This is a genomic window from Polynucleobacter sp. AP-Nickl1-40-C4, assembly GCF_035012665.1.
Lineage (GTDB): Bacteria > Pseudomonadota > Gammaproteobacteria > Burkholderiales > Burkholderiaceae > Polynucleobacter.
In genome coordinates this window covers 25446-48809 of sequence record NZ_JAYGQR010000008.1, presented here as the reverse complement: position 1 = coordinate 48809, position 23364 = coordinate 25446, and the positions used below count along the sequence as shown (strand labels likewise).

General features: G+C 46.4%; 17 protein-coding genes. 13 read left to right on the top strand and 4 right to left on the bottom strand.

Going from position 1 to position 23364, the window contains the following annotated elements; translation table 11 throughout:
* Positions 1 to 4: 4 nt before the first annotated feature.
* A complete protein-coding gene (gene pdxH / locus VC182_RS09530; RefSeq protein WP_072583763.1) occupies positions 5 to 640 on the bottom strand; it encodes a pyridoxamine 5'-phosphate oxidase in 636 nt (211 codons plus the stop codon).
* A gap of 22 nt (positions 641 to 662) precedes the next feature.
* On the opposite strand from pdxH, the gene VC182_RS09525 reads away from it, so the two are divergent.
* The 5 genes from VC182_RS09525 (at position 663) to pepN (ending at position 7489) form a co-directional block, all read left to right on the top strand.
* Positions 663 to 1412, top strand: a complete 750-nt coding sequence (locus VC182_RS09525) for a ThiF family adenylyltransferase (RefSeq protein WP_072583762.1) — start codon at positions 663 to 665, stop codon at positions 1410 to 1412.
* Between the two features lie 245 nt (positions 1413 to 1657).
* A complete protein-coding gene (locus VC182_RS09520; RefSeq protein ID WP_416350582.1) occupies positions 1658 to 3040 on the top strand; it encodes an amino acid permease in 1383 nt (460 codons plus the stop codon).
* Between the two features lie 12 nt (positions 3041 to 3052).
* Positions 3053 to 4171, top strand: coding sequence for an alanine dehydrogenase (gene ald, locus VC182_RS09515; protein WP_323485155.1), 1119 nt, complete (start codon positions 3053 to 3055; stop codon positions 4169 to 4171).
* An 87-nt stretch (positions 4172 to 4258) separates the two neighbouring features.
* A complete protein-coding gene (locus VC182_RS09510; protein ID WP_323485154.1) occupies positions 4259 to 4834 on the top strand; it encodes a TMEM165/GDT1 family protein in 576 nt (191 codons plus the stop codon).
* Positions 4835 to 4879: 45 nt separating this feature from the next.
* Complete coding sequence (gene pepN, locus VC182_RS09505) at positions 4880 to 7489, top strand: aminopeptidase N (protein ID WP_323485153.1); 2610 nt, start codon at positions 4880 to 4882, stop codon at positions 7487 to 7489.
* A 390-nt stretch (positions 7490 to 7879) separates the two neighbouring features.
* Here the strand turns inward: pepN and VC182_RS09500 are convergent, their stop codons facing one another.
* Positions 7880 to 8083 (bottom strand): DUF2191 domain-containing protein, encoded by a 204-nt coding sequence (locus VC182_RS09500; RefSeq protein ID WP_072583756.1) that lies wholly within the window; start codon positions 8081 to 8083, stop codon positions 7880 to 7882.
* A 169-nt stretch (positions 8084 to 8252) separates the two neighbouring features.
* On the opposite strand from VC182_RS09500, the gene VC182_RS09495 reads away from it, so the two are divergent.
* Positions 8253 to 9251, top strand: coding sequence for a class 1 fructose-bisphosphatase (locus VC182_RS09495; RefSeq protein ID WP_216862542.1), 999 nt, complete (start codon positions 8253 to 8255; stop codon positions 9249 to 9251).
* Between the two features lie 70 nt (positions 9252 to 9321).
* On the opposite strand, the gene cphA (VC182_RS09490) is transcribed toward VC182_RS09495, so the two are convergent.
* Positions 9322 to 11892, bottom strand: a complete 2571-nt coding sequence (gene cphA, locus VC182_RS09490; protein WP_323485152.1) for a cyanophycin synthetase — start codon at positions 11890 to 11892, stop codon at positions 9322 to 9324.
* Positions 11893 to 14085 (bottom strand): cyanophycin synthetase, encoded by a 2193-nt coding sequence (gene cphA, locus VC182_RS09485; RefSeq protein ID WP_323485151.1) that lies wholly within the window; start codon positions 14083 to 14085, stop codon positions 11893 to 11895.
* A gap of 204 nt (positions 14086 to 14289) precedes the next feature.
* On the opposite strand from cphA (VC182_RS09485), the gene VC182_RS09480 reads away from it, so the two are divergent.
* The 7 genes from VC182_RS09480 (at position 14290) to VC182_RS09450 (ending at position 23353) form a co-directional block, all read left to right on the top strand.
* Positions 14290 to 16623, top strand: coding sequence for an ABC transporter ATP-binding protein (locus VC182_RS09480; protein WP_323485150.1), 2334 nt, complete (start codon positions 14290 to 14292; stop codon positions 16621 to 16623).
* On the top strand, positions 16620 to 17087 hold the full coding sequence (locus tag VC182_RS09475) for a DUF1854 domain-containing protein (protein ID WP_216155642.1): 468 nt from the start codon (positions 16620 to 16622) through the stop codon (positions 17085 to 17087). The genes VC182_RS09480 and VC182_RS09475 overlap by 4 nt, the downstream gene beginning before the upstream one ends.
* A 585-nt stretch (positions 17088 to 17672) precedes the next feature.
* Positions 17673 to 18872: an oxalate/formate MFS antiporter gene (gene oxlT, locus VC182_RS09470; protein ID WP_237767790.1), complete on the top strand. Its 1200-nt coding sequence runs from the start codon at positions 17673 to 17675 to the stop codon at positions 18870 to 18872.
* Positions 18873 to 18986: 114 nt separating this feature from the next.
* On the top strand, positions 18987 to 19358 hold the full coding sequence (locus VC182_RS09465) for a DUF2946 domain-containing protein (RefSeq protein ID WP_216155635.1): 372 nt from the start codon (positions 18987 to 18989) through the stop codon (positions 19356 to 19358).
* Between the two features lie 79 nt (positions 19359 to 19437).
* The gene (locus VC182_RS09460; protein WP_323485149.1) at positions 19438 to 21630 is read left to right on the top strand and encodes a TonB-dependent receptor; all 2193 of its coding nucleotides are present in this window, start codon (positions 19438 to 19440) and stop codon (positions 21628 to 21630) included.
* 2 nt (positions 21631 to 21632) lie between these two features.
* Positions 21633 to 22880 carry a sialidase family protein gene (locus VC182_RS09455; RefSeq protein WP_323485148.1) on the top strand — a complete coding sequence of 416 codons (1248 nt, stop codon included), beginning with the start codon at positions 21633 to 21635 and terminating at the stop codon, positions 22878 to 22880.
* Positions 22877 to 23353, top strand: coding sequence for a TlpA disulfide reductase family protein (locus VC182_RS09450; RefSeq protein WP_323485147.1), 477 nt, complete (start codon positions 22877 to 22879; stop codon positions 23351 to 23353). Before VC182_RS09455 ends, VC182_RS09450 begins: the two co-directional genes overlap by 4 nt.
* The last annotated feature ends 11 nt before the right edge of the window (positions 23354 to 23364 follow it).

Below are 23364 nucleotides of genomic sequence, written 5' to 3'. Positions count from 1 at the left end.
GTTTCTAGGGTGCTAGGCGATTCACTCGCCAGTCGGCACCTTCTAGTTTGTAGTGCATGCGATCATGCAATCTAGATGGACGCCCCTGCCAGAATTCAATTTCAGTAGGGCGTAAGCGGTAACCACCCCAATGCTCTGGGCGTGGAGGTGTGTCACCAAACTCTGCCTTAAAACGTTTTTCCGCTTCTTCTAAGAATTCACGGTTTGGGATAGCAGTGCTTTGAGGCGAGGCCCAGGCACCAATTCTGGAGGCGGCTGGGCGAGAATGGAAGTACTCATCACTTTCGGCTGTACTAACCCGTTCAACAATACCCTGAATACGTACCTGGCGCTCTAATTCATGCCAATGGAAGAGGAGGGCTGCTTGAGGGCGGATGGCCAAGTCTTTGCCTTTTTGACTCTCGTAGTTAGTAAAAAAGGTAAAGCCATTTTGGTCTGCGCCTTTTAGTAAGACAATACGGGCTGATGGATTGCCAGCTTGGTTAGCTGTTGCCAAGGTCATTGAGTTGGGTTCAGGACATTCTGCTTTCACAGCTTGATCAAACCAAAGCTTGAAAAGCGGGAGCGGGTCTTGGGGAACCTCGGTCTCTGAGAGCTGACCAAAGGTATAGTTTTTGCGAAGTTGTGCAATGGAGTCCATTTATTCAGTATAAAGAGAAGCTATGGCAGAAGACAAGGTAGAAAGTAGCTTAGAAAATCGTCGTTTTGGCGGGGTCTCACGACTCTATGGGCCAGAACTGCGCGAGCGCTTTCTGAATGCAACGGTAGTGGTGGCTGGTCTAGGGGGTGTTGGGTCCTGGGCGGCAGAGGCCTTAGCTCGCACGGGTATTGGACACCTTGTCATTATTGATTTTGATCATATCTCCGAAAGCAATACCAATCGACAGCTGCACGCCATAGAAGGGCAGTTCGGCAAAGCAAAAGTCGAGGCGATGAAGGAGCGCATTCTGCAAATTAATCCAGAGATCAATTTGACTGCTTGCGATGAATTCTTGGAGCCAGAAAACTTAGATCGACTTATTCCAGCAAATGCATTGATATTAGACGCGACCGATTCAGTACAAACCAAAATTGCTTTATCAGTGTGGGCCGTGAAAAATAATCGTGCTTTAGTCATGTGTGGTGCTGCTGGTGGTAAGTCAGATCCCACATCGGTGCGCTGCGAAGATCTTTCTCGTACCGAACAAGATGCTTTATTGGCTAAGGTTCGCCAGGGACTCAGACAAGATCATGGGTTCTCCAGAAATCTGAAGAAAAAAATTGGCATTCGTGCAATTTATTCGCATGAACCACGAGCGGGAGCTTCCAGCGGAGGTCTGGCCTGCTCGGGCTATGGCTCCACCGTGATGGTAACGGCTGCTTGTGGGCTTGCAGCTGCCGCAGAAATTCTGAATCTCATCGCTGCACAGTAATTTTTTCTCAAAAATTACTGTAAATCCTTAAGGGGATTCCCTGTAGGAAATTACTGATTCTGTTGCAATCAGAAATAATTTATTTCAAACTCGGCGTTGATTTCAAAGACATTTCAATATTTTCCTAAATAGATTTATTTAATTAATCACTTTAGTAATTTTTCTCCCCTAGTGCTGATCACCAGTCCTCCCTAGACTTTGCTCCGTTGGCAAGTTGCCAATGACAAATCGAAAGGAGGTCTCCCTTGCAGACTGAACACTCTGGCTTAAAACGTCACCTCAAAGTGCGGCATATTCGTTTGATGGCCTTAGGCTCAACGATCGGCGTTGGATTATTTTTAGGGTCGGCAAGCGCAATTCAAATAGCAGGCCCATCCATTCTTCTAGGTTATTTGCTGGCAGGCATTGTTGCTTTCATTGTTCTGCGGACACTTGGTGAGATGGCGGTGCATGAACCTGTAGCCGGTTCTTTCGCAGCCTACGCCAATACCTATGTGGGTCCGCTGGCGGGGTATATGGTGGGCTGGGGATACTGGACTTATTGGATTGTGGTTGGAATTGCTGAAGTTACTGCGGTTGGCATCTATATGGGTATTTGGTTTCCCGAGACCCCGCAGTGGATTTGGGCACTTTCTTCTATTGTGATGATGGGCTTAATCAATCTGATTGCAGTAAAGGTATTTGGAGAATTTGAGTTTTGGTTTGCTCTGATCAAAGTGGTAGCGATTGTCGCCATGATTGCACTTGGAGGTTCGGTCATCTTGTTTGGCTTTACCAATGATTGGCAGCCCATTGGCCTAAATAATTTATGGCAACACGGCGGCTTCTTTCCAAATGGCATCAGCGGAATGTTGTTGTCATTGCAAATGGTCTTGTTTGCTTATGTTGGTATAGAAATGATTGGTCTCTCTGCAGGCGAGGCTGAGAGTCCACAAAAAACCATTCCGATGGCCATTGATTCATTGGCTTGGCGGATTCTCATTTTCTACATGGGTGCCATCCTGGTTATTTTGGCAATTTTTCCTTGGAATCAAGTTGGGCAGCAAGGCAGTCCATTCGTAGTGATGTTTGAAAGGCTGGGTTTGCGAGAAGCAGCGGGCTTAATTAACTTTGTCGTGATCACTGCAGCACTCTCTTCATGTAATGCAGGCATCTTTAGTGGTGGACGCTTGCTCTACTCCTTATCGTCTAACGGCTACGCTCCTAGATCTTTTTCAAAGCTTTCAAAGTATGGCGTTCCTCATCGAGCGGTGATGACTACAGTCGGGGTCTGTATGTCAGGTGTAGTGCTGAACTACTTTGTACCTGACAAAGCCTTTCAATACATGATGGCTGCAGTGACCTTTATTGGCTTAATGGTTTGGATCGCGATCTTGATTACACAGATCAAATTCCGTCGCTCGCTATCCAAATCCCAAGTGGCGGAGTTAGGGTATCGCGCTCCTTGGTGGCCCTATTCCTCATGGTTCGCTCTGGCATTCATCGGATTAGTGGTGGTGTTGATGGGCTTTCATGAGGATGCACGGATCGCACTCATAGTGGGGCCGTGTTTATTGGGCGTGTATCTCGCAATGTTTTATGTCGTGGGCTTACATCGCAAAACAGCAATCCAACGTGACTTTAAATAATAGGAGAAGGCAATGATTATTGGCGTACCTCAAGAGGTAAAAAATAATGAGTTCCGGGTGGGATTAACCCCGGGTAATGTCAGCGGACTTTGTAAGCAGGGACATTCTGTCTTGATCCAGCGAGGTGCTGGCGAGCAAATCGGCTTAACGGATGAGTCTTATCGACTTGCTGGTGCTAGCCTTGTCAATAGTGCAGCAGAAGTGTTTCAAAGGGCGGAGATGATTGTGAAAGTCAAAGAGCCTCAGGCGCAAGAATGCGCCATGCTGCGCGAGGATCAAATTTTATTTACCTATTTACACTTAGCGCCAGATCCGAGGCAGACAAAAGCTTTGTTGCAATCAGGTGCTACCTGCATTGCCTATGAAACAGTGACTGCTATGAATGGCGCTCTCCCTCTTTTGGCGCCCATGAGTGAAGTAGCGGGTCGCATGTCCATCCAGGCAGCTGCATCGCATTTAGAAAAAACCAATGGTGGCTTAGGGGTGTTGATGGCGGGTGTACCTGGCGTATCGCCGGCCAAGATTGTCATTCTGGGCGGTGGCGTCGTGGGCCGTAACGCTTTGCAAATGGCAGTCGGCATGGGGGCTGATGTTTGTATCTTTGATCGTGATATTGATCGCTTGCGTCAGATCGATATGTTCTATGGCAATCGCGTCAGAACTTTTTATTCTGACAGCTTGTTGATTGAGCAAGAAGTGTGTGAAGCGGATGTCGTGATTGGAGCAGTTTTGCTACCTGGGGCAGCAGCTCCCAAATTGGTGACGCGTGAAATGATTAAAACAATGAAGCCTGGTTCGGTTGTGGTGGATGTTGCCATTGATCAAGGCGGCTGTTTTGAAACATCTAAACCGACTACGCATGCTGACCCAACTTTTTTGGTGGACGGTGTACTGCATTATTGCGTTGCCAATATGCCCGGAGCAGTTGCAAGAACATCTACCTTTGCTTTAACCAACGCGACTTATCCGTTTGTTGAGGCTTTGGCAAACCGGGGGGTGATGAAAGCGCTCTCAATTGATCATCACTTGCGCAATGGTTTGAGTGTGCATAAAGGGATGTTGACATCAAAGCCAGTTGCAATGGCTCAGGGCCTAGACTATGCAATGGCTGAGGAGCTTTTAGTGGCGTAGCAATATATATCCAAAATGAGTGGGTCTAGTGAGCGCTAGGATTTAAACTATCCCTGACACACAAAACTTACTGGACCCACATCATTTATGGATTTTTCAGCCTTAACCCTCTCTGCCGGGGTAGTTGCCCTAGCAGAGATGGGGGATAAAACCCAATTGCTTTCATTAATGCTTGCGGCTCGCTATCCCAAGCAGGCGTTAGCCATCATTGCAGGCATCTTTATTGCCACAATCGCAAATCATGCTTGCGCTGCCTTATTGGGTCATTGGCTAACCACCCTGGTATCACCTGATGTAATGCGTTGGATTTTAGGATTGAGCTTCTTGGGCATTGGTTTGTGGTTATTGGTGCCAGATCATATTGACGATGCAGCTGGCTCTAAGGTTGCTGACAAAGCCATGCAGGTATTTTTGCTAACAGTGGGATTATTCTTTTTGGCTGAGATGGGCGATAAGACGCAAATAGCGACCATTGCCTTAGGCGCCCGTTACGAGGATGTATTCTCCGTAACGGTTGGCACCACATTGGGGATGATGCTGGCAAATGCCCCTGCCGTCTGGATTGGTCAGAAATTCACGAAACGCATGCCAATTAAGTGGGTGCACGCGGTTGCAGCCGTTACCTTTATTGCTATTGGCTTGGCTACCCTGATATGGGCCTGAGATAGCGAACTAACCCGTCTGCCAGCCAAGACTTAAAATAGGCTCATGAAAACTGATCTCCCCCAGAGCTTTCGTAGGCTCGAATACCTCCCGCCTGCATACACCTTCGATCATGTCGAACTCGACATCGCTCTGGATCCAGCGCGAACCATTGTGAAAAGTTGCATTGAGGTTTTGCCAGGCAAAAGTTTTAAGGCAGGAGCCCCCTTGGTTTTGGTCGGGCAAGAGCTCGAGTTTGTTAGTTTGCGCATCAATGGTGAAGCCCATCGTCATTTTGAATTAACACCAGAAACACTGACGATTCATTCGCTGCCAAATGAAGGTAAAGAAAAGTTTGTCGTAGAAATTATTTGCGTTTGCGTCCCCGAGAAAAATACTACTCTGATGGGCTTGTATGTTTCCAACGGGAACTTTTTTACTCAATGTGAAGCAGAGGGTTTTAGAAAGATTACTTACTTCTTGGATCGCCCGGATGTGATGGCGCGTTATCGCGTGACATTGCGTGCGCGCGAAGCAGAGTGTCCGGTGCTGTTATCCAACGGCAACTTACTGACTACAGAAAAACTACCTAATGGGTGGCATAGTGCTACTTGGGAAGATCCGTTTCCTAAGCCATCCTATTTGTTTGCCTTGGTTGCTGGTAAGTTGGAATGCATTGAAGAAACTATTACCACTAGTAGCGGTGCTAAGAAGTTACTGCAGATCTGGGTTGAGCCGCATGACCTCAAGAAGACTCGACATGCAATGGACTCCCTGATTGCCTCTATTCATTGGGATGAAAAGCGTTTTGGATTGGAGTTGGATTTAGAGCGTTTTATGATTGTGGCCGTAAGTGACTTCAATATGGGTGCAATGGAAAACAAGGGTTTGAATATTTTCAATACCAAGTTTGTTCTTGCCCAGCCAGAAACTGCGACAGATGCAGACTTTGCCAATATTGAGAGTGTCGTTGCTCATGAGTACTTCCATAACTGGACAGGTAACCGCGTTACTTGCCAGGATTGGTTTCAGTTATCCCTGAAAGAGGGTTTGACTGTATTTAGAGATCAAGAGTTTTCTGCTGATCAAATGGGTAGTGAATCCGGCAGGGCAGTAAAGCGGATTGAAGATGTTCGCTTGCTTCGTCAATTGCAATTTCCTGAGGATGCAGGCCCAATGGCGCATCCGATTCGCCCGGATGAGTATCAAGAAATCAATAATTTCTATACCGTTACTGTCTATGAGAAGGGTTCAGAAGTTGTTAGGATGTATCAAACTCTTTTGGGTAAAGACGGCTTCCGCAAAGGAATGGATCTCTACTTTAAGCGCCATGATGGTCAGGCGGTTACCTGCGATGATTTCTTGGCTGCGATGGCAGACGCCAATGGCAAGGACCTGACTCAGTTTAAGAATTGGTATAGCCAGGCAGGCACCCCAAGGGTTAAGGTGCAAGAGCACTATGACGCCGCCAAAAAACAGTACCAACTGACGCTGACACAAAGCTGTGCGCCTAGTCCAGGTCAGCCGGAGAAGAAGCCCTTTCATATTCCATTGAAGATGCGCTTAATTACAAAGGCGAATGACCAAGCAGAGCAGTTATTGGAATTAACACAAGAAACTCAAACTTGGACTTTTGACAATATCGAAGAACGTCCAGTTCTCTCGATTAATCGCAACTTCTCAGCGCCAATTAATTTAGATTTTGAGCAATCCGAGGCAGATCTATTAACACTTTTCTCAAGCGATGATGATGCATTTAATCGTTGGGAGGCTGGTCAGAAGTTGGCGATGCAAATGATTTTAAATAATCGTTTGCCTGATGAAAAACTGATTGAGGCGTATCGCAATATCTTGCTAGACCCTAATTTAGATCCCGCCTTTAAGGATCTGGCTTTAACGCTGCCTGCAGAGTCTTATTTGTATGAGCAATGCACGAGCGTTGATCCTCAGAAGATATTTACTGCGCGACGCGCTTTCCGTAAAGAAATTGCGAAACAGTTGCAACTTGAGTGGGCTGCCTTGTATCAGCAGATGCAAACCCCTGGACCATTTAAGTCTGATGGGGTTGATGCTGGTAAGCGTGCCCTGAAAAATCTAGCATTGAGCATGTTGCTAGAGGCGGCACCAGCAGTATGGGCACCAATGGCAGCCAATCAATATCAAATTGCTGACAATATGACTGACCGTTATGCAGCCTTAGCCGCATTAGTGGTGCACGGCGCAAAACAAGCTAAAGATTGCTTAATTGATTTTTACAATCGATTTGCCAATGACGCCTTGGTAATCGATAAGTGGTTTGGCTTGCAATCTAGTCGTCCCCCTGTTGACGGTCTTGACTCCACTCTCGCCGAGGTGAAGAAGCTCCGCGAGCATCCTGCATTCAAGTTAAACAATCCAAACCGAGTTCGTAGCGTGATTCATTCGTTCTGCGCTAACAATCCAGCTAGCTTTCATCAGGCGGATGGCAGTGGTTATGAGTTCTGGGCCGATAGCGTATTAGCTCTTGATCCCATCAATCCTCAGGTAGCGGCTCGTCTTGCAAGAGCGCTGGACCGCTGGCGTTTATTTGCCCAACCCTATCAAGATCATATGAAAGCGGCTCTAGAGCGTGTTTCTGCATGCCCAACACTCTCTCCCGATGTGAGGGAAGTGATTGGAAAGGCGCTGGGTAACTAAGAAGTTAATGGAGCTTATTGCCGTACGAAATACCCAATCGAATTGCAAGCTTTTCCAGGCTCTTATCCAGAGTCCAAAGCTGGGCATTTTCTGAAAGCAGAGTTGATGTAAGGAGTGAGACATCAATTGCCCCAAATCCAGATTCTTGGAGTTGATGCTTTTCAATAAACTCCAATATTTCATAAGGGGTGGCTATAGTTGCTTGTCGTAATTTTTTAATATAGCCCAAGGTTTTAGAGCGTGGCGATGGGGGTGATCCGCAGGCTAATTCTATTTGGATTAGGGGATGACACAGTATTTGGTCATTTAGTAGTAGAGATTCGAAAGATACATTTGACTTTCTAAAGTGAGCTACCCAGACTGATGTGTCAACTAAAACCATGGTCATGATTACTGGCCATCCTTCGGTTTGCGGCGAGGAATAGTCTTCATCTGAGGTGATTTACCACCCAATGCTACCAACCTCTTAGCAACTTGAACTCTTATGAATACGTTAATGGCCTCCCTAAAGAGATCAGCTTTATCCATATCAGGGTCAGCAAGATCCAAACCTCTTTGATATAGATCGTCGTCAATCGTGACAGTAGTTCTCATATATATCTCTCATCATTATTGATGCATTATAACATCTAAAATAACATCAAAATTAGAGTGGTTTATTGCCCAAATGATCATTTAGATGGGAAATATCAATATTTTGAGGTTGGCATTCGGAACAAGGCAAAATAGACCTTAATTTCAATAGAGCTTTGGAGAAATACCTTTGTCCTCAAGTACCCATATCAATTTCAAGCAATATTTAGCCTCCACAAAGCCGGCTGGCGATGCTATTCCGGCTGGATTGCAAGATTTGCTGACCGCGGTTGTTAACACCTGCTCAACTCTCAGTCATGAAGTAGCGCAGGGCGCCTTGATTGGCTTGTTGGGTTCCGCAGGCACTGGCAACGTGCAGGGTGAAGTTCAGCAAAAACTTGACATCATTGCAAACGATTTGCTGATCGACGGCGTAAAGGGTTGTAAATCACTCGCAGGTTTAGCCTCAGAAGAAATGGAGCTTCCAGTTCCAGTTCAAGGTACAGGTGATTACCTGCTGTTATTTGACCCACTCGATGGCTCATCCAATATTGATGTGAACGTATCGATTGGAACTATTTTTTCAGTTCTCAAGAAACAAGATCCGAATGCACCTTTGCAGACCTCTGACTTTTTGTTGTCAGGGCGTCATCAAGTTGCTGCGGGTTATGTAGTGTATGGACCTCAAACCACGATGGCCTTGACCTTGGGTGATGGTGTGGTGATGTTTACCTTGAATAAAGTGACTGGTGAGTTTTTGCTCATCAAGGATGCGGTAAAGATTTCTCATTCAACCAAAGAGTTTGCAATCAATATGTCCAATATGCGCCACTGGGCTGACCCAGTACGTCGTTATGTTGAGGAGTGCTTAGCTGGCGTCAGTGGCACCCGTGACAAGGATTTCAATATGCGTTGGATCGCTTCGATGGTGGCGGATGTGCACCGTGTTTTATCTCGTGGCGGGGTATTTATGTACCCATGGGATCAGCGTGAACCGCACAAGCCAGGTAAGTTACGCCTGATGTACGAAGCCAATCCAATGAGTTTCCTGGTAGAGCAGGCGGGTGGTGCATCTACTAATGGAACGGATCTCATTATGGATTTGCAGCCAACAGACTTGCATGAGCGAGTTTCTGTAATGCTCGGCTCTAAAGAAGAGATTGATCGTATTCAGAGCTACCACTCATAAGTGCATTAGTAATTCACTAATAAAAAACCCAATCAAGCGATTGGGTTTTTTAATGACCATACAGTTGTGATTAAGGTCTCACCTGTTGTTTAAGGTAGGCAAGAGACTCTTCCACTTGGTCAATCAGAATCAAGCAAATATCGCCTGCAGCGAGATCATTTAGAGCTGTATCAATAGCCTTAAATTCACCATGAATCTCTTTGACTTGTTTGGCCTTAGTGGCGCCAACTAAGCCTTCTTGCAATAGCTTTAATACTTCGCCATCTTCACGGCCACGTTGGCAGGCATCTTGATAAAGAATGACGTTGTCAAATGAGTTGCCCAAGATACGGGTTAGATCACGGATATCTTCGTCACGACGATCGCCTGCACCGCTAATAACCACGTGGCTCTTCTTGGGTTTCATGGCCTCAACGGCGCTAGTAAGGGCGCGCATAGCATCGGGGTTGTGACCATAATCAGCAATGACGGTGGCGCCATTATGTTGAAATTGATTAAAGCGTCCCGGTACGGAATTCGGATCGCTTTCAAAGCTATGTAAACCGCGAGCAATCTTTTCGGCATCAAGACCAAGAGCCCAGGCTGCGCCAATCGCAGCCATGGCATTTTCAATTTGGAAGCCTAGTACGCCATTTTGGGTCAAGGGAATTTCGCTAACGGGGAAGCGATACATCACACGCGATCCCTTGGAGGCAACAATGTAGGTGCCATCAAAATAAATGACTTTTTTATTCTTAGCGCGATGAGCGGCAATGACTGGGTGATGTTGATTTTGGGCAAAGAAAATCACTCGACCAGAACACTTGTCACCCATCTTCACAACCATTGGGTCTGCCGCATTGAGTACTGCGGCACCGGTTGGGGCAACGTTTTGCACAATCACGCGCTTGAGAATGGCTAAATCTTCAACGCTAGTAATGTAATTAAGGCCTAAGTGATCACCTTCGCCAATATTGGTTACCACCGCAACTTCGCAGCGATCAAAGCCAAGACCTTCGCGGAGCATTCCACCGCGAGCAGTTTCAAGTACGGCAGCATCTACATCGGGATGCATTAATACATTGCGAGCACTTTTAGGACCACTGCAATCGCCGGTATCGATGAGGCGATGATTGATGTAAACGCCATCAGTTCCTGTCATGCCAACGCGTAGGCCAGTTTCATTTAACAGGTGAGCAATAAGGCGCACCGTAGTAGTTTTACCGTTCGTGCCGGTAACCGCTACCACTGGAATGCGACCATCTTCACCTAGTGGGAACATCATATTGATGATGTCTTCGCCAACGGGGCGTCCTTTGCCATATGAAGGCTTGAGGTGCATACGTAAACCGGGCGCGGCATTGACTTCAACGATACCGCCACCTTGTTGTTCTAGTGGCTTATAAATGTTTTCACAAAGGATATCCACGCCAGCAATATCAAGACCAATCATCTGAGCTGCAGCTACTGCACTTGCCGCAACATCCGGATGAACATCGTCAGTAACATCAGTAGCGGTACCACCAGTGCTGAGGTTGGCATTGTTACGAAGAAGAACGCGTTCGCCAGTCTTTGGCACGTATTGTGGGGTAAGACCTGAGCTTGCGAGATGCGCCATGGCAATGTCATCAAAGCGAATTTTGGTAAGCGCTGTTGCATGTCCGTCGCCACGCAATGGATTTTTATTCTCGATTTCAACTAGCTCTGCAACGGAGTGACTGCCATCGCCAACTACTTGTGCTGGCTCACGGCGAGCAGCGGCCGAGAGGCGGTTGCCAACGACGAGCAAGCGGTAGTCTGCACCAGGGAGGTAGCGCTCAACAATGGTTTCCCGACCAAAGGCTTGGGTCACAATAAAGCCAGCGCGGACCTCTTCTTCGGTTTGAATGTTGGCAATAACGCCTTTGCCTTGGTTACCATCTTTCGGCTTTAAAACAATCGGACCGCCAATTTTTTGAGCAGCACGCCAAGCATCATCAGCAGTGGTAACTACTTCGCCAATAGGAACGGATACGCCAGCAGCAGCAAGTAAGTTCTTGGTGAGTTCTTTATCTTGGGCAATCGCTTCAGCAATCGCGCTGGTATCGCTAGTCTCTGCAGCTTGAATGCGTTTCTGTTTGCTACCCCAACCAAACTGCACCATGCTGCCTTCGGTCATCCGGCGGTAGGGGATGTTGCGCTGTACTGCTGCATCAACAATGGATCCAGTGCTTGGTCCAAGGCGAACGTCTTCGTAAAGAGCTTCTAACTCTGAGAGGGCGGCAGCGAGATCAAAGGGTGCATCGTTGAGGGTGGCTTGAATCAAAGCAAAACCAAAGTCGAAAGCCATGCGACCCACGACTTCTTCGGTGTATTCCACTACCACTTGATAAACACCAACATCGACTGTTTGCACTGTGCGACTGAAGGTAACGGGGCAACCTGCTTGAGCTTGAAGGCCAAGCGCTGCATGCTCAAGAGCATGAGCTAAAGAAAGCACTTCATTATGGCCACCGCGACGCATGCTGCCTAATTGAGGAAAGCGCTCACGAATCTTGGTTTCAAATTGAGGGATAGAATCGATTGAGCGTTCAGACTCATCACAAGAAACAATCGCTTCTAAAGCGGTATGGCGGCTCCATAAATTTGGGCCGCGCAACATGCGAATACGAGTAATTTCCAATTAAGCCCCTGTAGCAGTAGTGGCATCAGGCACGAATGTTTCTGCGCCTGCTTCGATAACGTTGAATGGAATTTCAAGAGCCCAGGCTGCTGCTATAGCTGCACCTAAATTCATGGTCTTCCAAGGAGTAGAGTGGTTGGCTTCAGAGTGACGTGGCACAGGAATGGATTTCTGATCCAGCTTTCCAGACTTCAGGGTAATTTGCTGTTTGCCAATGACAACTGCACGACCACCGTTTGCTAAGTGGGATTTGACAATCTCAGAGTCTGAATTCTCGCTAAAGAAGATCACCTGACCATCACAAAGCTCGGCCATTTGTACGCACATTGGATCATCAGCATTGAGTACGGCAACACCGGTTGGAAGAACGACATCAACCTGGGTGCGTACAACGCTGAAGACTTGGTCTGCATCATAAATTGCGTATTGCGGGAAGTTTGCCTTTGGATCAACATTGAGTACGACGCCAACTTGACAGCGATCGTAGGCCAATCCTTCTATCAACATTGACAGATGATTGTTTTCAATTACAACTGCCTCTACTGCGCGATTAAGTAGGGTGCGTCGGGCATTCTCCCAATTTGATGCATTGGAGTTTGGAATCGCGCGGTTACCAAAGAACAAGCCTTTGCTGCAAGAAAGGCCAACATAGACATTCGTTAGGCGTAAGAAATGGGCAATCATCTCGGCGACAGGGGTTTTGCCGTGTTCACCGCAGACACCAACTACCGGAATACGGAAATCTACCCCAGGTGGAAAGAGGTGATTCGCAATTTCTTTGCCAACAGGCTGAGGTTTACCGCTTGCGGGTTTGAGATGCATCAGTAGGCCGGGGCCTGCATTGACTTCAACAATGGCAGCATTTTGATCTGCCAATGGTTTGCTAATGTCCTGCGCTACTAAATCAACACCGGCAATTTCAAGGCCAACAACACGGGCAGCTAAGGCTACTTGGCTAGCAACATCAGGATGAATTAAATCAGTAACATCAAATGCAACGTTGCCGTTGCTTTGAATGAGTACTTTGTGATCTATTGCAGGAACACTGTCACCTTTTAGTTGCTGACGTGCCAGTTCAAGTTCTACTGCAGAATCAATGCGAACAGGATTGAGAGGGTGCTCTTCTGCGGTGCCGCGACGGGGATCAGAATTAATCTGTATTTGAATCAGTTCATGAACAGTATGTTTCCCATCACCAGTGACCCATATGGTTTCACCTTTTGCCGCAGCAACTACCTTATTGCCTACAACTAACAAGCGGTGCTCATCACCAACAATGTGGCGCTCAACTAAAACTTCGCTACCTTCATCAATGGCAACGGCATATGCAGCTTCAATTTCTTGTTGGGTATAGAGGTTGATAAATACACCGCGGCCATGATTGCCATCGATCGGCTTAACCACTACAGGTAAGCCAATGTCTTGTGCGGCTTCCCAAGCATCATCAGGGCTGGTAACGGTTCTACCCTCGGGTGTTGGAACTCCGGCGCTACGTAGCAAGCTCTTAGTTAAATCTTTATCGCGAGAAATGGTTTCCGCAATTGCGCTTGTTTGATCGGTCTCTGCTGTCCAGATTCGGCGTTGCTTGGCGCCATAGCCTAGTTGAACTAGGTTGCCTTCAGATAAACGAATCGATGGAATGCCACGCTCTTCAGCTGCATTCACAATACATGCTGTACTTGGACCCAGCAAAAGATCATCGCCAAGATCACGTAAATTTTCGATGATGGTTTGCACAAGAGCAACGCAGTCAGCATTGTCTTGCGCTAGAGCTAAATAAAGATCACGCGCATATTTGAGAGCGGTGAGTGTGACCTCCTCATTGATTGCGCTAACCATCACTTTGTAAACACCACGCCTATCGCCGTCACGTGCCTTACCAAAACCGCCAGGGATACCGGCTAAGTTTTGTAACTCAAGAGTTAAGTGTTCGAGAATGTGAGCAGGCCAGGTGCCTTCTTCAACGCGCTTTAAAAATCCGCCAGTTTCACCATAGCTACAGCGATGTTCAACGAGGCTTGGGAGGGCTTTAACTAAGCGTTCATAAAAGCCAGGAATGACGTTAGAGGGGTAGTCCTCTAAATCGCCAATATCGAGCCAAACCTCAATCACGGGATGGTAAGTCCACATATTGGGACCACGGAGATGCTTAACGCTCAGAATCTCGATGGATTTATCTATTAATTGGGGCATATGCAGTATTGCGATGGTCAGCGCCAGCTTTTGGCGTTGACGCGTCAGACAGTCTCTCTGTTTCTAATAGTTATTTGAAAAACTCACAAAATTGGCAAAAATACATAAAAGGGCCTACTTAGACAATTTAACGGCTTTTGACCCCCTAAAGTTGACAGGAGCAATAAATCTAAAAAATTCAGCTCCACTATACTTTTAAGGTCAATGAAGCCACAAATCCTACCTTTTGCCCCCGTGCTACCGAGTTATTGGTTGGCTGTTTTGGAGGCTGAAACTTCCCCAGTAAAGAGCCCTGAAGCCCTACTAGCTTGGGTTGAGCTCGATTTGGGCGCCGATTTACGCTTTGAAAAAAGCCTGCTTTTGCTCAACGAAAAAGGTCTATTTTGGACGGACGGCAAGGTATTTGAGTCCTGGAAGTTGGAGACGGACACCCATTTAATTCACGGTGATCATGCTGGAGTAGGGCATCTCCGCCTAGAAACCCCCGATAAATTGTTGAGAGCCTGGAATTTCACCCTGGCGGTAAATCCCCAAGTGCTTCGCCTGCAATCTAGTTTTAAGCAATTAACTCGTGGCGAGGAAATGAGCAATGGTGAGGTCAGCGAGTATGACAAGCAAGTTTGCCCAGTTTGCTTAAGTCCTAAGCCCGCTAATTCGGATTCTTGTCCGACTTGTGATCCTGAGGACGATGCACCGCCATCTACTTGGACGCTATTTAAACTCTGGCGTTTTGCACGGCCCTACAAGATACAATTGTTGCTGGGATTTGTATTGACCCTGCTATCTACGGGTGCGACTTTAATTCCGCCGTACCTCACTATGCCCTTAATGGATCATGTATTGATTCCATATGAGCGTGGCAATCCTATTGATTTCCATTTAGCCAGCATGTATCTCTTGGCTTTATTTGGAGCTGCGATCGTTGCATGGGGTCTGGGCTGGTGGAAGACTTATTTACTTGCTTTAGTGAGCGAACGTATTGGTGCTGATTTACGTAACACTACTTTCGAGCACCTACTCAAACTTTCATTGGAATACTTTGGCGGCAAGAGAACTGGTGACTTGATTGCCCGCATTGGCGCTGAGACCGATCGTATTTGCGTTTTCCTCTCCTTATATGCATTGGACTTTGCTACCGATGTGTTGATGATCACCATGACTGCGGCCATCCTGGTGTCCATTGATCCTTTGCTGGCCTTGGTTACCTTGGCGCCATTGCCATTCATTGTTTGGATGATTCATGTCGTGCGCGATCGTTTGCGTTTTGGATTTGAAAAGATTGATCGCATCTGGTCTGAAGTAACTAATATTTTGGCGGACACCATTCCAGGCATTCGAGTAGTCAAAGCATTTGCACAAGAAGACCGTGAACTTAAGCGCTTCGTGGATTCTAATAAGCACAATCTACAAATCAATGATCGCGTGAACCGTGTGTGGGGATTGTTTTCCCCTACGGTAACTTTGCTTACTGAAACAGGTTTGCTAGTGGTGTGGGGTTTTGGTATCTGGCAAGTTGCGCACCAGAAAATTTCTGTTGGCGTCTTAATTGCTTTCTTGGCGTATATCGGGCGCTTCTATATTCGCCTAGATTCCATGAGTCGGATTGTTTCGCATACACAAAAAGCCGCTGCTGGCGCTAAACGTATTTTTGATATTTTAGATCACGTCTCTAGCGTTCCTGAGCCTATCAATCCAGCGCCTTTGGGTGAAGTTAAGGGCCGCATCTCCCTGCGTGGCGTAGGCTTCCGTTACGGTAATCGTGCTGTTTCTAAAGGTATTGACTTAGATATCGCTCCTGGAGAAATGATTGGCCTAGTAGGTCATAGTGGTTCTGGTAAGAGCACATTGGTGAACTTGATCTGCCGCTTCTATGACGTGAGCGCAGGATCGATTTCTTTGGATGGTCGTGATATTCGCAGTATCAGAATTGCTGACTATCGCAAGCGTATTGGTTTGGTATTGCAAGAACCATTTTTATTCTTTGGCACGATTGCAGAGAATATTGCTTACGGTAAACCAGATGCAACTCGCGAAGAAATTATTGAGGCAGCACGCGCCGCTCATGCCCATGAATTTATTCTGCGCCTCCCTCTAGGTTATGACTCCTTAGTAGGAGAGCGTGGTCAATCACTTTCTGGTGGCGAACGTCAGCGCATATCCATTGCTCGTGCACTGCTTATTAATCCAAGCATTTTGATCCTGGATGAAGCAACATCATCGGTTGACACCACTACTGAAAAAGAAATTCAGCGTGCTTTGGATAACCTGGTTAAGGGCCGCACTACGATTGCAATCGCCCATCGCCTCTCCACCTTAAGAAAAGCAGATCGCTTAGTGGTTCTAGATAAAGGTGAGATTGTGGAAATAGGCTCTCACGATCAGCTGATGGAAGCCCGGGGCGCGTATTACACCCTGTATCAAGCCCAGCTGCGTCATGCTGCAGAGCTCGTTGAAGGCGGTGCTATTGGTGAAAGTCTGGAAGAAGAGCAAGAAGAAAAACTGGAAGAAGTAGCTAAGCACGTTGGGGGTGGAGTATGAGTCAGACTCATCAGTTAGAGCGTGATGCGCTAGGCCGTCTAGTCTTTATCGACAACAAAGGTGAGCGACACATTGGCGTTCATCCTGTCAGAGCTTTTCCAATTACCGCGCCTGCTGCGGGTATTGGCATCATGAATCAATCTGGAAAAGAGCTTTGTTGGTTCCCGGATGTCACCGCTATTTCTGAAGCGGAACTTGGATTGATCGAGGAAGAATTGGCTGAACGCGAGTTCATGCCAGTCATTGAGAAGATCACTAAGGTTTCTACGTTCGCCACTCCTAGTATTTGGGATATCGAAACGGATCGAGGTCCAACACGAATTCGCCTCAAGGGTGAGGAAGATATTCGTCGAATTGCTGGCAATACATTGCTTATTGCCGATTCCAACGGACTACAATTTATCATCAAAGACTCTACGCAATTGGATAAAGTCAGCAAAAAACTGCTAGATCGGTTCCGCTAAAAAAGATTTACCCTGCCAATCCCAGTTCGGCAGGCGCCACCAGGGCATCCCCCCAATTGAGTGAATTCTCTGTCAAAACAGAGGGTTACGACTTGCGCATCCGTGTTTTAGGCCTGCTGCATTGCATTAGTATTAGGGTTATAATCTAGGTACTAACCCTTAAGGAGATTCAAATGACTGTTTTATTGAATATGATCAACCAGCTTTTTTCTGAAAGCAAGCCAAGCCAAGACAAGCCAGCTCGTCACTATGATTTTGACGGCGCTTACCGCGGCATGTAATTTAAAAATTACAGCAATTCAAAAGCCACCTTCGGGTGGCTTTTTTTATGACCAAGGGGAATTGGGAATGCTGGCAACTAAGTGGAAGTGCCTTGCAATTCAATTACTTGGCTTAGGGGTAATCACTAGTGCGCAAATAAAATTATCTTGATTCCAATCAAGATAATAAAGAGGATGATGTTTGAGAATGATTGAGCCCCTAAAGAGGGCGTGAAATTTATAAGAGAAATAATTAAAAGGAGCACGGACAGTGAACAAGCCATGGCATAACCGTTGGGCGCAGTTGGTATTTGGGATTATTTGCATGGGATTGGTTGCCAATCTTCAATATGCATGGACTTTGTTTGTTAACCCCATTCAAATCAAAACCGGTTGGGCCTTATCTGCAATTCAATTGTCTTTTTCTATCTTCATCGTAGTTGAAACATGGTTAGTCCCTGTTGAAGGTTGGATGGTGGATAAATTTGGTCCAAGAATTGTTATTCTGATTGGTTCAATCTTTGCTGCTGCCGGATGGGTGATGGATAGCTATGCCAACTCAATCGAAATGCTGTATGCGGCAGCTGTCGTAGCGGGTATTGGTGCTGGCTGCGTGTATGGAACTTGCGTTGGAAATGCGCTCAAATGGTTTCCGGATAAGCGCGGTCTTGCCGCGGGCTTAACTGCTGCTGGCTTCGGTGCTGGTGCAGCAATTACCGTAATTCCAATCGGCAACATGATTCTTTCTGATGGATATGAACATGCTTTCTTGTTCTTTGGCCTTGCACAAGGCGCATTGATTTTTTGTTTAGCATTGCTCATGACTAAGCCAACCCCACCAAAGGGGGTGCAGGCTGCGCCTCGCATTGTTACAACTAAAGTTGATTACACCTCCGGACAAATGATCAGAAAACCTTTGTTCTGGCTAATCTATGTCATCTTCGTGGTTGTAGCTGCTGGTGGATTAATGGTAACTGCGCAAATTGGCCCGATTGCTAAAGATTGGGGTCTCGCGAAATTGCCAATGGTGTTATTCGGCACTACTTTGCCACTACTCACAATGACTTTATCAATTGATAACCTGTGCAATGGCTTTACTCGCCCTCTGTGTGGATTTATTTCGGATCGTTTTGGGCGGGAGAACACAATGTTCTTCGTTTTCCTTGGTGAAGGTTTATCAATGCTCGGTTTGATGCATTTTGGTAAAGACCCATATGCATTTATGACTTTTGCTGCATTGATCTTCTTGTTTTGGGGTGAAATTTTCTCGATCTTTCCAGCGATCTGTGCGGATACATTTGGTGTGAAAAATGCGGCTGGTAATGCCGGCACTTTATACACAGCAAAAGGAACTGCTTCTTTGTTGGTGCCTTTGGCATCCATTCTTTCCTCAACCGGGGATTGGAATACGGTTTTCATTGCGGGCGCAATCGTGACAATTACTGCGGCCTTTGCGGCAAAGTTCATTTTGGCGCCGGCTCGTAAGCGCTTTATTGATGATGCCAACAAGAATGCTGGTCATTAAAGTAGCAGTCTAAGTTTGTCAAAAGGGGTCTTCGGACTCCTTTTTTATTGCCTGCACCAATACGAGGGCAAATCCAAGATGAGGTTGGGGAAAATCAGATAAAATCACTCCATCATGAATTCCTCCAAAAACCGCTTCGTTCACTGGATTGCTGCCTTGGCAATTGCAATGAGTGCGCTGGCGCCGGCTGCATCTCAAGCAGTTTCAGTCGCTAAGCATGGCGAAGGTTTTGCAATGGAGATTTGTTCTGTCGATGGCAGCAAGATGCAAATCGATGTTCAAGATGACGGGAAAGACGTTGCCAATCAAATGAAGCCTTGCCCGTATTGTGTAGCGCAGAGCGTTATCACTCCGGCATTCAACACTAATCTCAGATTTGAAGCTCCGCAGACTTTCGCTTTGCTGCCTCAGCTTTTCTACCAATCACCCAAACCACTTGCTGTTTGGATAACCCCGCCTTCAGCAGCTCCACCAGTACAAGCCTAATCAAATTAGGGCATAGCCTAGCTATGTAGTTGACAACGATTTAATCAATACGTTGTCGTATTGTTCAGTGGAGCGGTAAATGTTATTTCAGCAAAAGAAAATCAGCGTATGCGTGGGTGTGCTATTTGGGTCTGTACTAATCAACGCGCAAGCACAAATTGCGCAGCCACCCGACTACGGTCAAAAAATAGGTGATGTGGTTGTTAGTGCCACTCGCTCTGGTACCGAGCTAAAGGACATGACTCAAAACACTTCTATTTTGACGAATGAAGATATTCAAAACGCCCCGGAAATGACGGTTGACCAGGTCTTAAAGAATCAAGCAAGTGTGTTTTTAAATGATCAACCGTATTATGAAAAGGACCCCACCGGTCAGAGTTTGAATGTCCGTGGTCTTGGTGCTGCGCGGACTCTGGCATTGATTGATGGACTGCCTGCAAACGACGCTATGTATGGAACTATTCAATGGAATCTGGTCCCGCTCTCAGCAGTGCAGGATGTAGAGCTGGTTCGCGGTGGCGTCTCCAATCTTTATGGCAACTATGGCATGGGTGGTTTAATCAACATCACTACCAAGCCCATTAACGATAACAAAGGCGAAGTGTCTGCCAGTTATGGTTCATACAATACAAGCAATGTGGCCGCTTCAAAAGAAGTGGCAGTAAATGACGTATTAAAGCTGCGAGTATCTGCGGACTACTTTAATACGGATGGTTATATTAACCAGCCCACTATTTCTCCAGCAACAGTCTACCCAGTAAAGAATAAAGCAGGGCAGTCTGCACCACTATTGCCTGGGATGGGTCCTGAAAGTGCTAACAGTGCAAATTACCGACTTCAAGGAGCCTTGAAATTAAGTTCTGATACGGATGCATTTTTTAATCTTGGTTCCCACAATATGCAAAATCTTCCAACTGGTGGATATAACTTTGCTACCAAGACAACTCAAGAAACTACTTTTTCTGGAGGAGCAACTACGCGTTTGAGCGCAGCGCAAAAGGTTCAGGTAAATGCGTTTTATGAAAACACCACTCTTTGGCAGCAAAATGTCAGCAATAGCGGTGCAACCCCAGCTTATATAAGTGCCAACTATAACGATCCTTATTCAACACTGGGAGCATCTGCGCAATATACCCATGACTTAAAGGATCAAACCATTAATCAGGTAGTAGTTAGTGTTGATGGAAGACAGGTAGCTGCACAGAATTTAACGAATTCCTTTAGTTCTGCTGCTGGATATGCAAATGGAGTAGTTACCTCTTCTGATTACGCAAAAGGTCAGCAACAGTTTTATGGTGTGATGGCGCAAATGAAGGCTAAAACAGATGCCATCCCATTGCAAGCTACTCTCTCACTTCGAGAGGATCAATGGCAAAGCCAGACCCCAACCTATTGGATCGCAGGTGCAAATGGTGTTCAAAATTACACCAATGTCCCTAATCAAACTGCATATAAGTTCAGCCCTAATCTGGGCTTGTTATTACAGGCTACTAAGGAGTGGGACTTTAGGGGGGCGGCCTATCAGGGTTTCCATGCGCCTGGTTTGAACAACACGCTTCGTACTTATGGAAATTCAACGAGCGTTAGCCTGGCCAATCCATTGCTGAGCCCCGAGAACATGACTGGTTATGAACTAGGGACTGACTATCGTTGGAATGCGGGCTTTGTGCAGATCACGGGCTTCAATGCGAATGTAAAAAACGCAGTTTATGCACCCAATGTTTCTCAGGCACAAGCTGCTGCTGCAGGTTGTCCAATCTCAGTTTGTACCGGAGCTAATGGCCAAACATTTAGCTTGTACGGCAATAATCAGAATCTTCAAAGTCGTGGGCTTGAGGTACAGGCACATCATGATCTCAATACTCAGTGGGCTGTTGATGGTACATATACCCATACGAACACCATTCTTACTTGGATTGGCTCGGGGGTTAGTGCATCCTTAAATCCAATTGGATCTCAGGTTGGCGGTGTGCCACAAAACATGGGTTATGCAGGAGTGACCTATATGCCGCTTCCAAAGACCAGTCTGACAGCCAATGTTCGTTATATTGGTAATTCTTGGTTGGATGGCGCGCACACCTTACCAGTTCCTTCCTATGCAGTTGTTGGTTTAAAGGTGAACCATCAATTAACGCCAGAAGCCTCAGTATTTGCCAGTGTGATCAATATGTTCAATCGAAGCTACATCACTTACGGTACGGGAACTAGTCAAGGGAGTTATATCGCTGGGCAACCACAGAGCATTACTGTCGGTGCACGTATCATCTTCTAATCATGAATCCGACCCCATACTCTTTTAATCGATTCTTATTGCTCGGAGCGCTTCTGTTGGAAGTGCTGAGCCTTCCTGCGCAGGCACAAATGCAAATGGATCATTCTTCTATGGTTAGTGCAAAGCCTGGCAATGCCTGTCAGGGAGCTGGTTTGGAGTGCGCCAATGCTGCAACCCCATTTTTTACGCAGGATGGAAAACTCTTGTTAGCATGGACGGCAAGTGGGGTAGTTGCTGTTGCGCAGTCTTCTGATTTGGGAAAAACATTTTCACCAGCAGTCAAAATTGCTGAGCACGGTAAATCATTAGACGCTGGCGCTGATGCACGTCCGCAAATTGTTGCTGATAAACAAGGCAATATCTTTTTGGCGTATGCTTTTTTCAAAGATACTAGTTGGAATGCGCAAATTAATACTGCTAGATCGACAGATGGGGCTAAGACATTCACTAAACCAGAGCCCTTGGTCAGTGACAGATCCAGTCAGCGTTTTCCATCGGTTCTGATAAAGCCAGATGGCGATATTTTTATCTCTTGGATCGATAAGCGTTTAGTTTCTGCTGCCAAGCAGGGTGGACAAAATCGTCTTGGCGGCTCAATTGCTTATTCTTTTTCTCAGGATGGTGGCAAAAGCTTTCAGGCAGAACGCTTTGCAAATGAGAGTAGTTGTGAGTGCTGTCGCATCGGTGGTAGCCTTGATCCGAAAGATAATCCTGTGCTAGCGTACAGGGCAATATTTCCCGGAGGTGTTCGGGATCAAGCTAGCCAAGTGATTTTAGCTTCAGGTGCTGGACCAATCCGTAAGGTGGCTGATGACAACTGGAAAACTGATGCTTGCCCACATCATGGACCGTCCATAGCAGTATCAAACGCCGGCACATACCATGTAGCTTGGTATACCCAAGGCAGCAAGCGCTCTGGAGTGTTTTATGCAAACTCTAGCAACCAAGGGGCTAGCTATACTAAGCCTAGTCGCGTAGGCTCTGAAAGTGCCAATGTATCCAGGCCATATCTATTGGCATTGGGCCAGCAAGTTTGGTTGGTATGGAAAGAATTTGATGGCGTGCAATCTTCCGTATATTTAAAAGAATCTAGTGATGATGGAAGAACTTGGGCGGCTCCTAAAATTCTATCCAGCACAGCAGGGTACAGCGACCATCCATTATTGCTAGCCCAAGGTAATCATGTATTTTTATCTTGGCTTACACGTCAGGATGGATACCAACTCATCAATATCGGACAAAAGCAATGAAAAAATATTGGCTCTTTTTTATACTCGCCTTATCGGTGGCTGGGTTTACCTTTGCCTATCCAGTTTCTCTGAAGCCTTATCAGGCAGGCGATTGGAAGGCCATCATCAAAGCGGCAAATGGTGGACCTCTGGCTATTAATTTTTGGGGGGTGACTTGCCCATCTTGCGTTAAAGAGATGCCGCAGTGGGGTCTTTTTATCAAGAACAATCCAAGCGCTAAAGTAGTTTTTATTCAGGTTGATGATGTATCAATCGAGTCGATGAAAAAAATGTTGAGCAAAGCAAATCTGGACAAGGCCAATAATTATTATGTCGCAGTGCCTTTTGATGAGCGCCTGCGCTATGAAATTGATCCTAAATGGCATGGCGAAACACCTACAACCATAGTGATCGATAAAAATGGTAAAGCTACCAGAAAAACAGGCTTAGTAGACTTTCAGCAATTGCAAAATGCTTTGATAGTTAAACCATAATTAAATGTATC

Bases quoted from the DNA above. Each gene is read 5' to 3' on its own strand.
- VC182_RS09460 (WP_323485149.1), top strand. From the start codon at position 19,438: ATGTTATTTCAGCAAAAGAAAATCAGCGTATGCGTGGGTGTGCTATTT.
- cphA (WP_323485151.1), bottom strand. From the start codon at position 14,085: ATGCCCCAATTAATAGATAAATCCATCGAGATTCTGAGCGTTAAGCAT.
- VC182_RS09510 (WP_323485154.1), top strand. From the start codon at position 4,259: ATGGATTTTTCAGCCTTAACCCTCTCTGCCGGGGTAGTTGCCCTAGCA.
- ald (WP_323485155.1), top strand. From the start codon at position 3,053: ATGATTATTGGCGTACCTCAAGAGGTAAAAAATAATGAGTTCCGGGTG.
- oxlT (WP_237767790.1), top strand. From the start codon at position 17,673: ATGGGATTGGTTGCCAATCTTCAATATGCATGGACTTTGTTTGTTAAC.
- pdxH (WP_072583763.1), bottom strand. From the start codon at position 640: ATGGACTCCATTGCACAACTTCGCAAAAACTATACCTTTGGTCAGCTC.
- VC182_RS09450 (WP_323485147.1), top strand. From the start codon at position 22,877: ATGAAAAAATATTGGCTCTTTTTTATACTCGCCTTATCGGTGGCTGGG.
- pepN (WP_323485153.1), top strand. From the start codon at position 4,880: ATGAAAACTGATCTCCCCCAGAGCTTTCGTAGGCTCGAATACCTCCCG.
- VC182_RS09525 (WP_072583762.1), top strand. From the start codon at position 663: ATGGCAGAAGACAAGGTAGAAAGTAGCTTAGAAAATCGTCGTTTTGGC.
- VC182_RS09500 (WP_072583756.1), bottom strand. From the start codon at position 8,083: ATGAGAACTACTGTCACGATTGACGACGATCTATATCAAAGAGGTTTG.
- VC182_RS09455 (WP_323485148.1), top strand. From the start codon at position 21,633: ATGAATCCGACCCCATACTCTTTTAATCGATTCTTATTGCTCGGAGCG.
- VC182_RS09475 (WP_216155642.1), top strand. From the start codon at position 16,620: ATGAGTCAGACTCATCAGTTAGAGCGTGATGCGCTAGGCCGTCTAGTC.
- VC182_RS09465 (WP_216155635.1), top strand. From the start codon at position 18,987: ATGAATTCCTCCAAAAACCGCTTCGTTCACTGGATTGCTGCCTTGGCA.
- VC182_RS09480 (WP_323485150.1), top strand. From the start codon at position 14,290: ATGAAGCCACAAATCCTACCTTTTGCCCCCGTGCTACCGAGTTATTGG.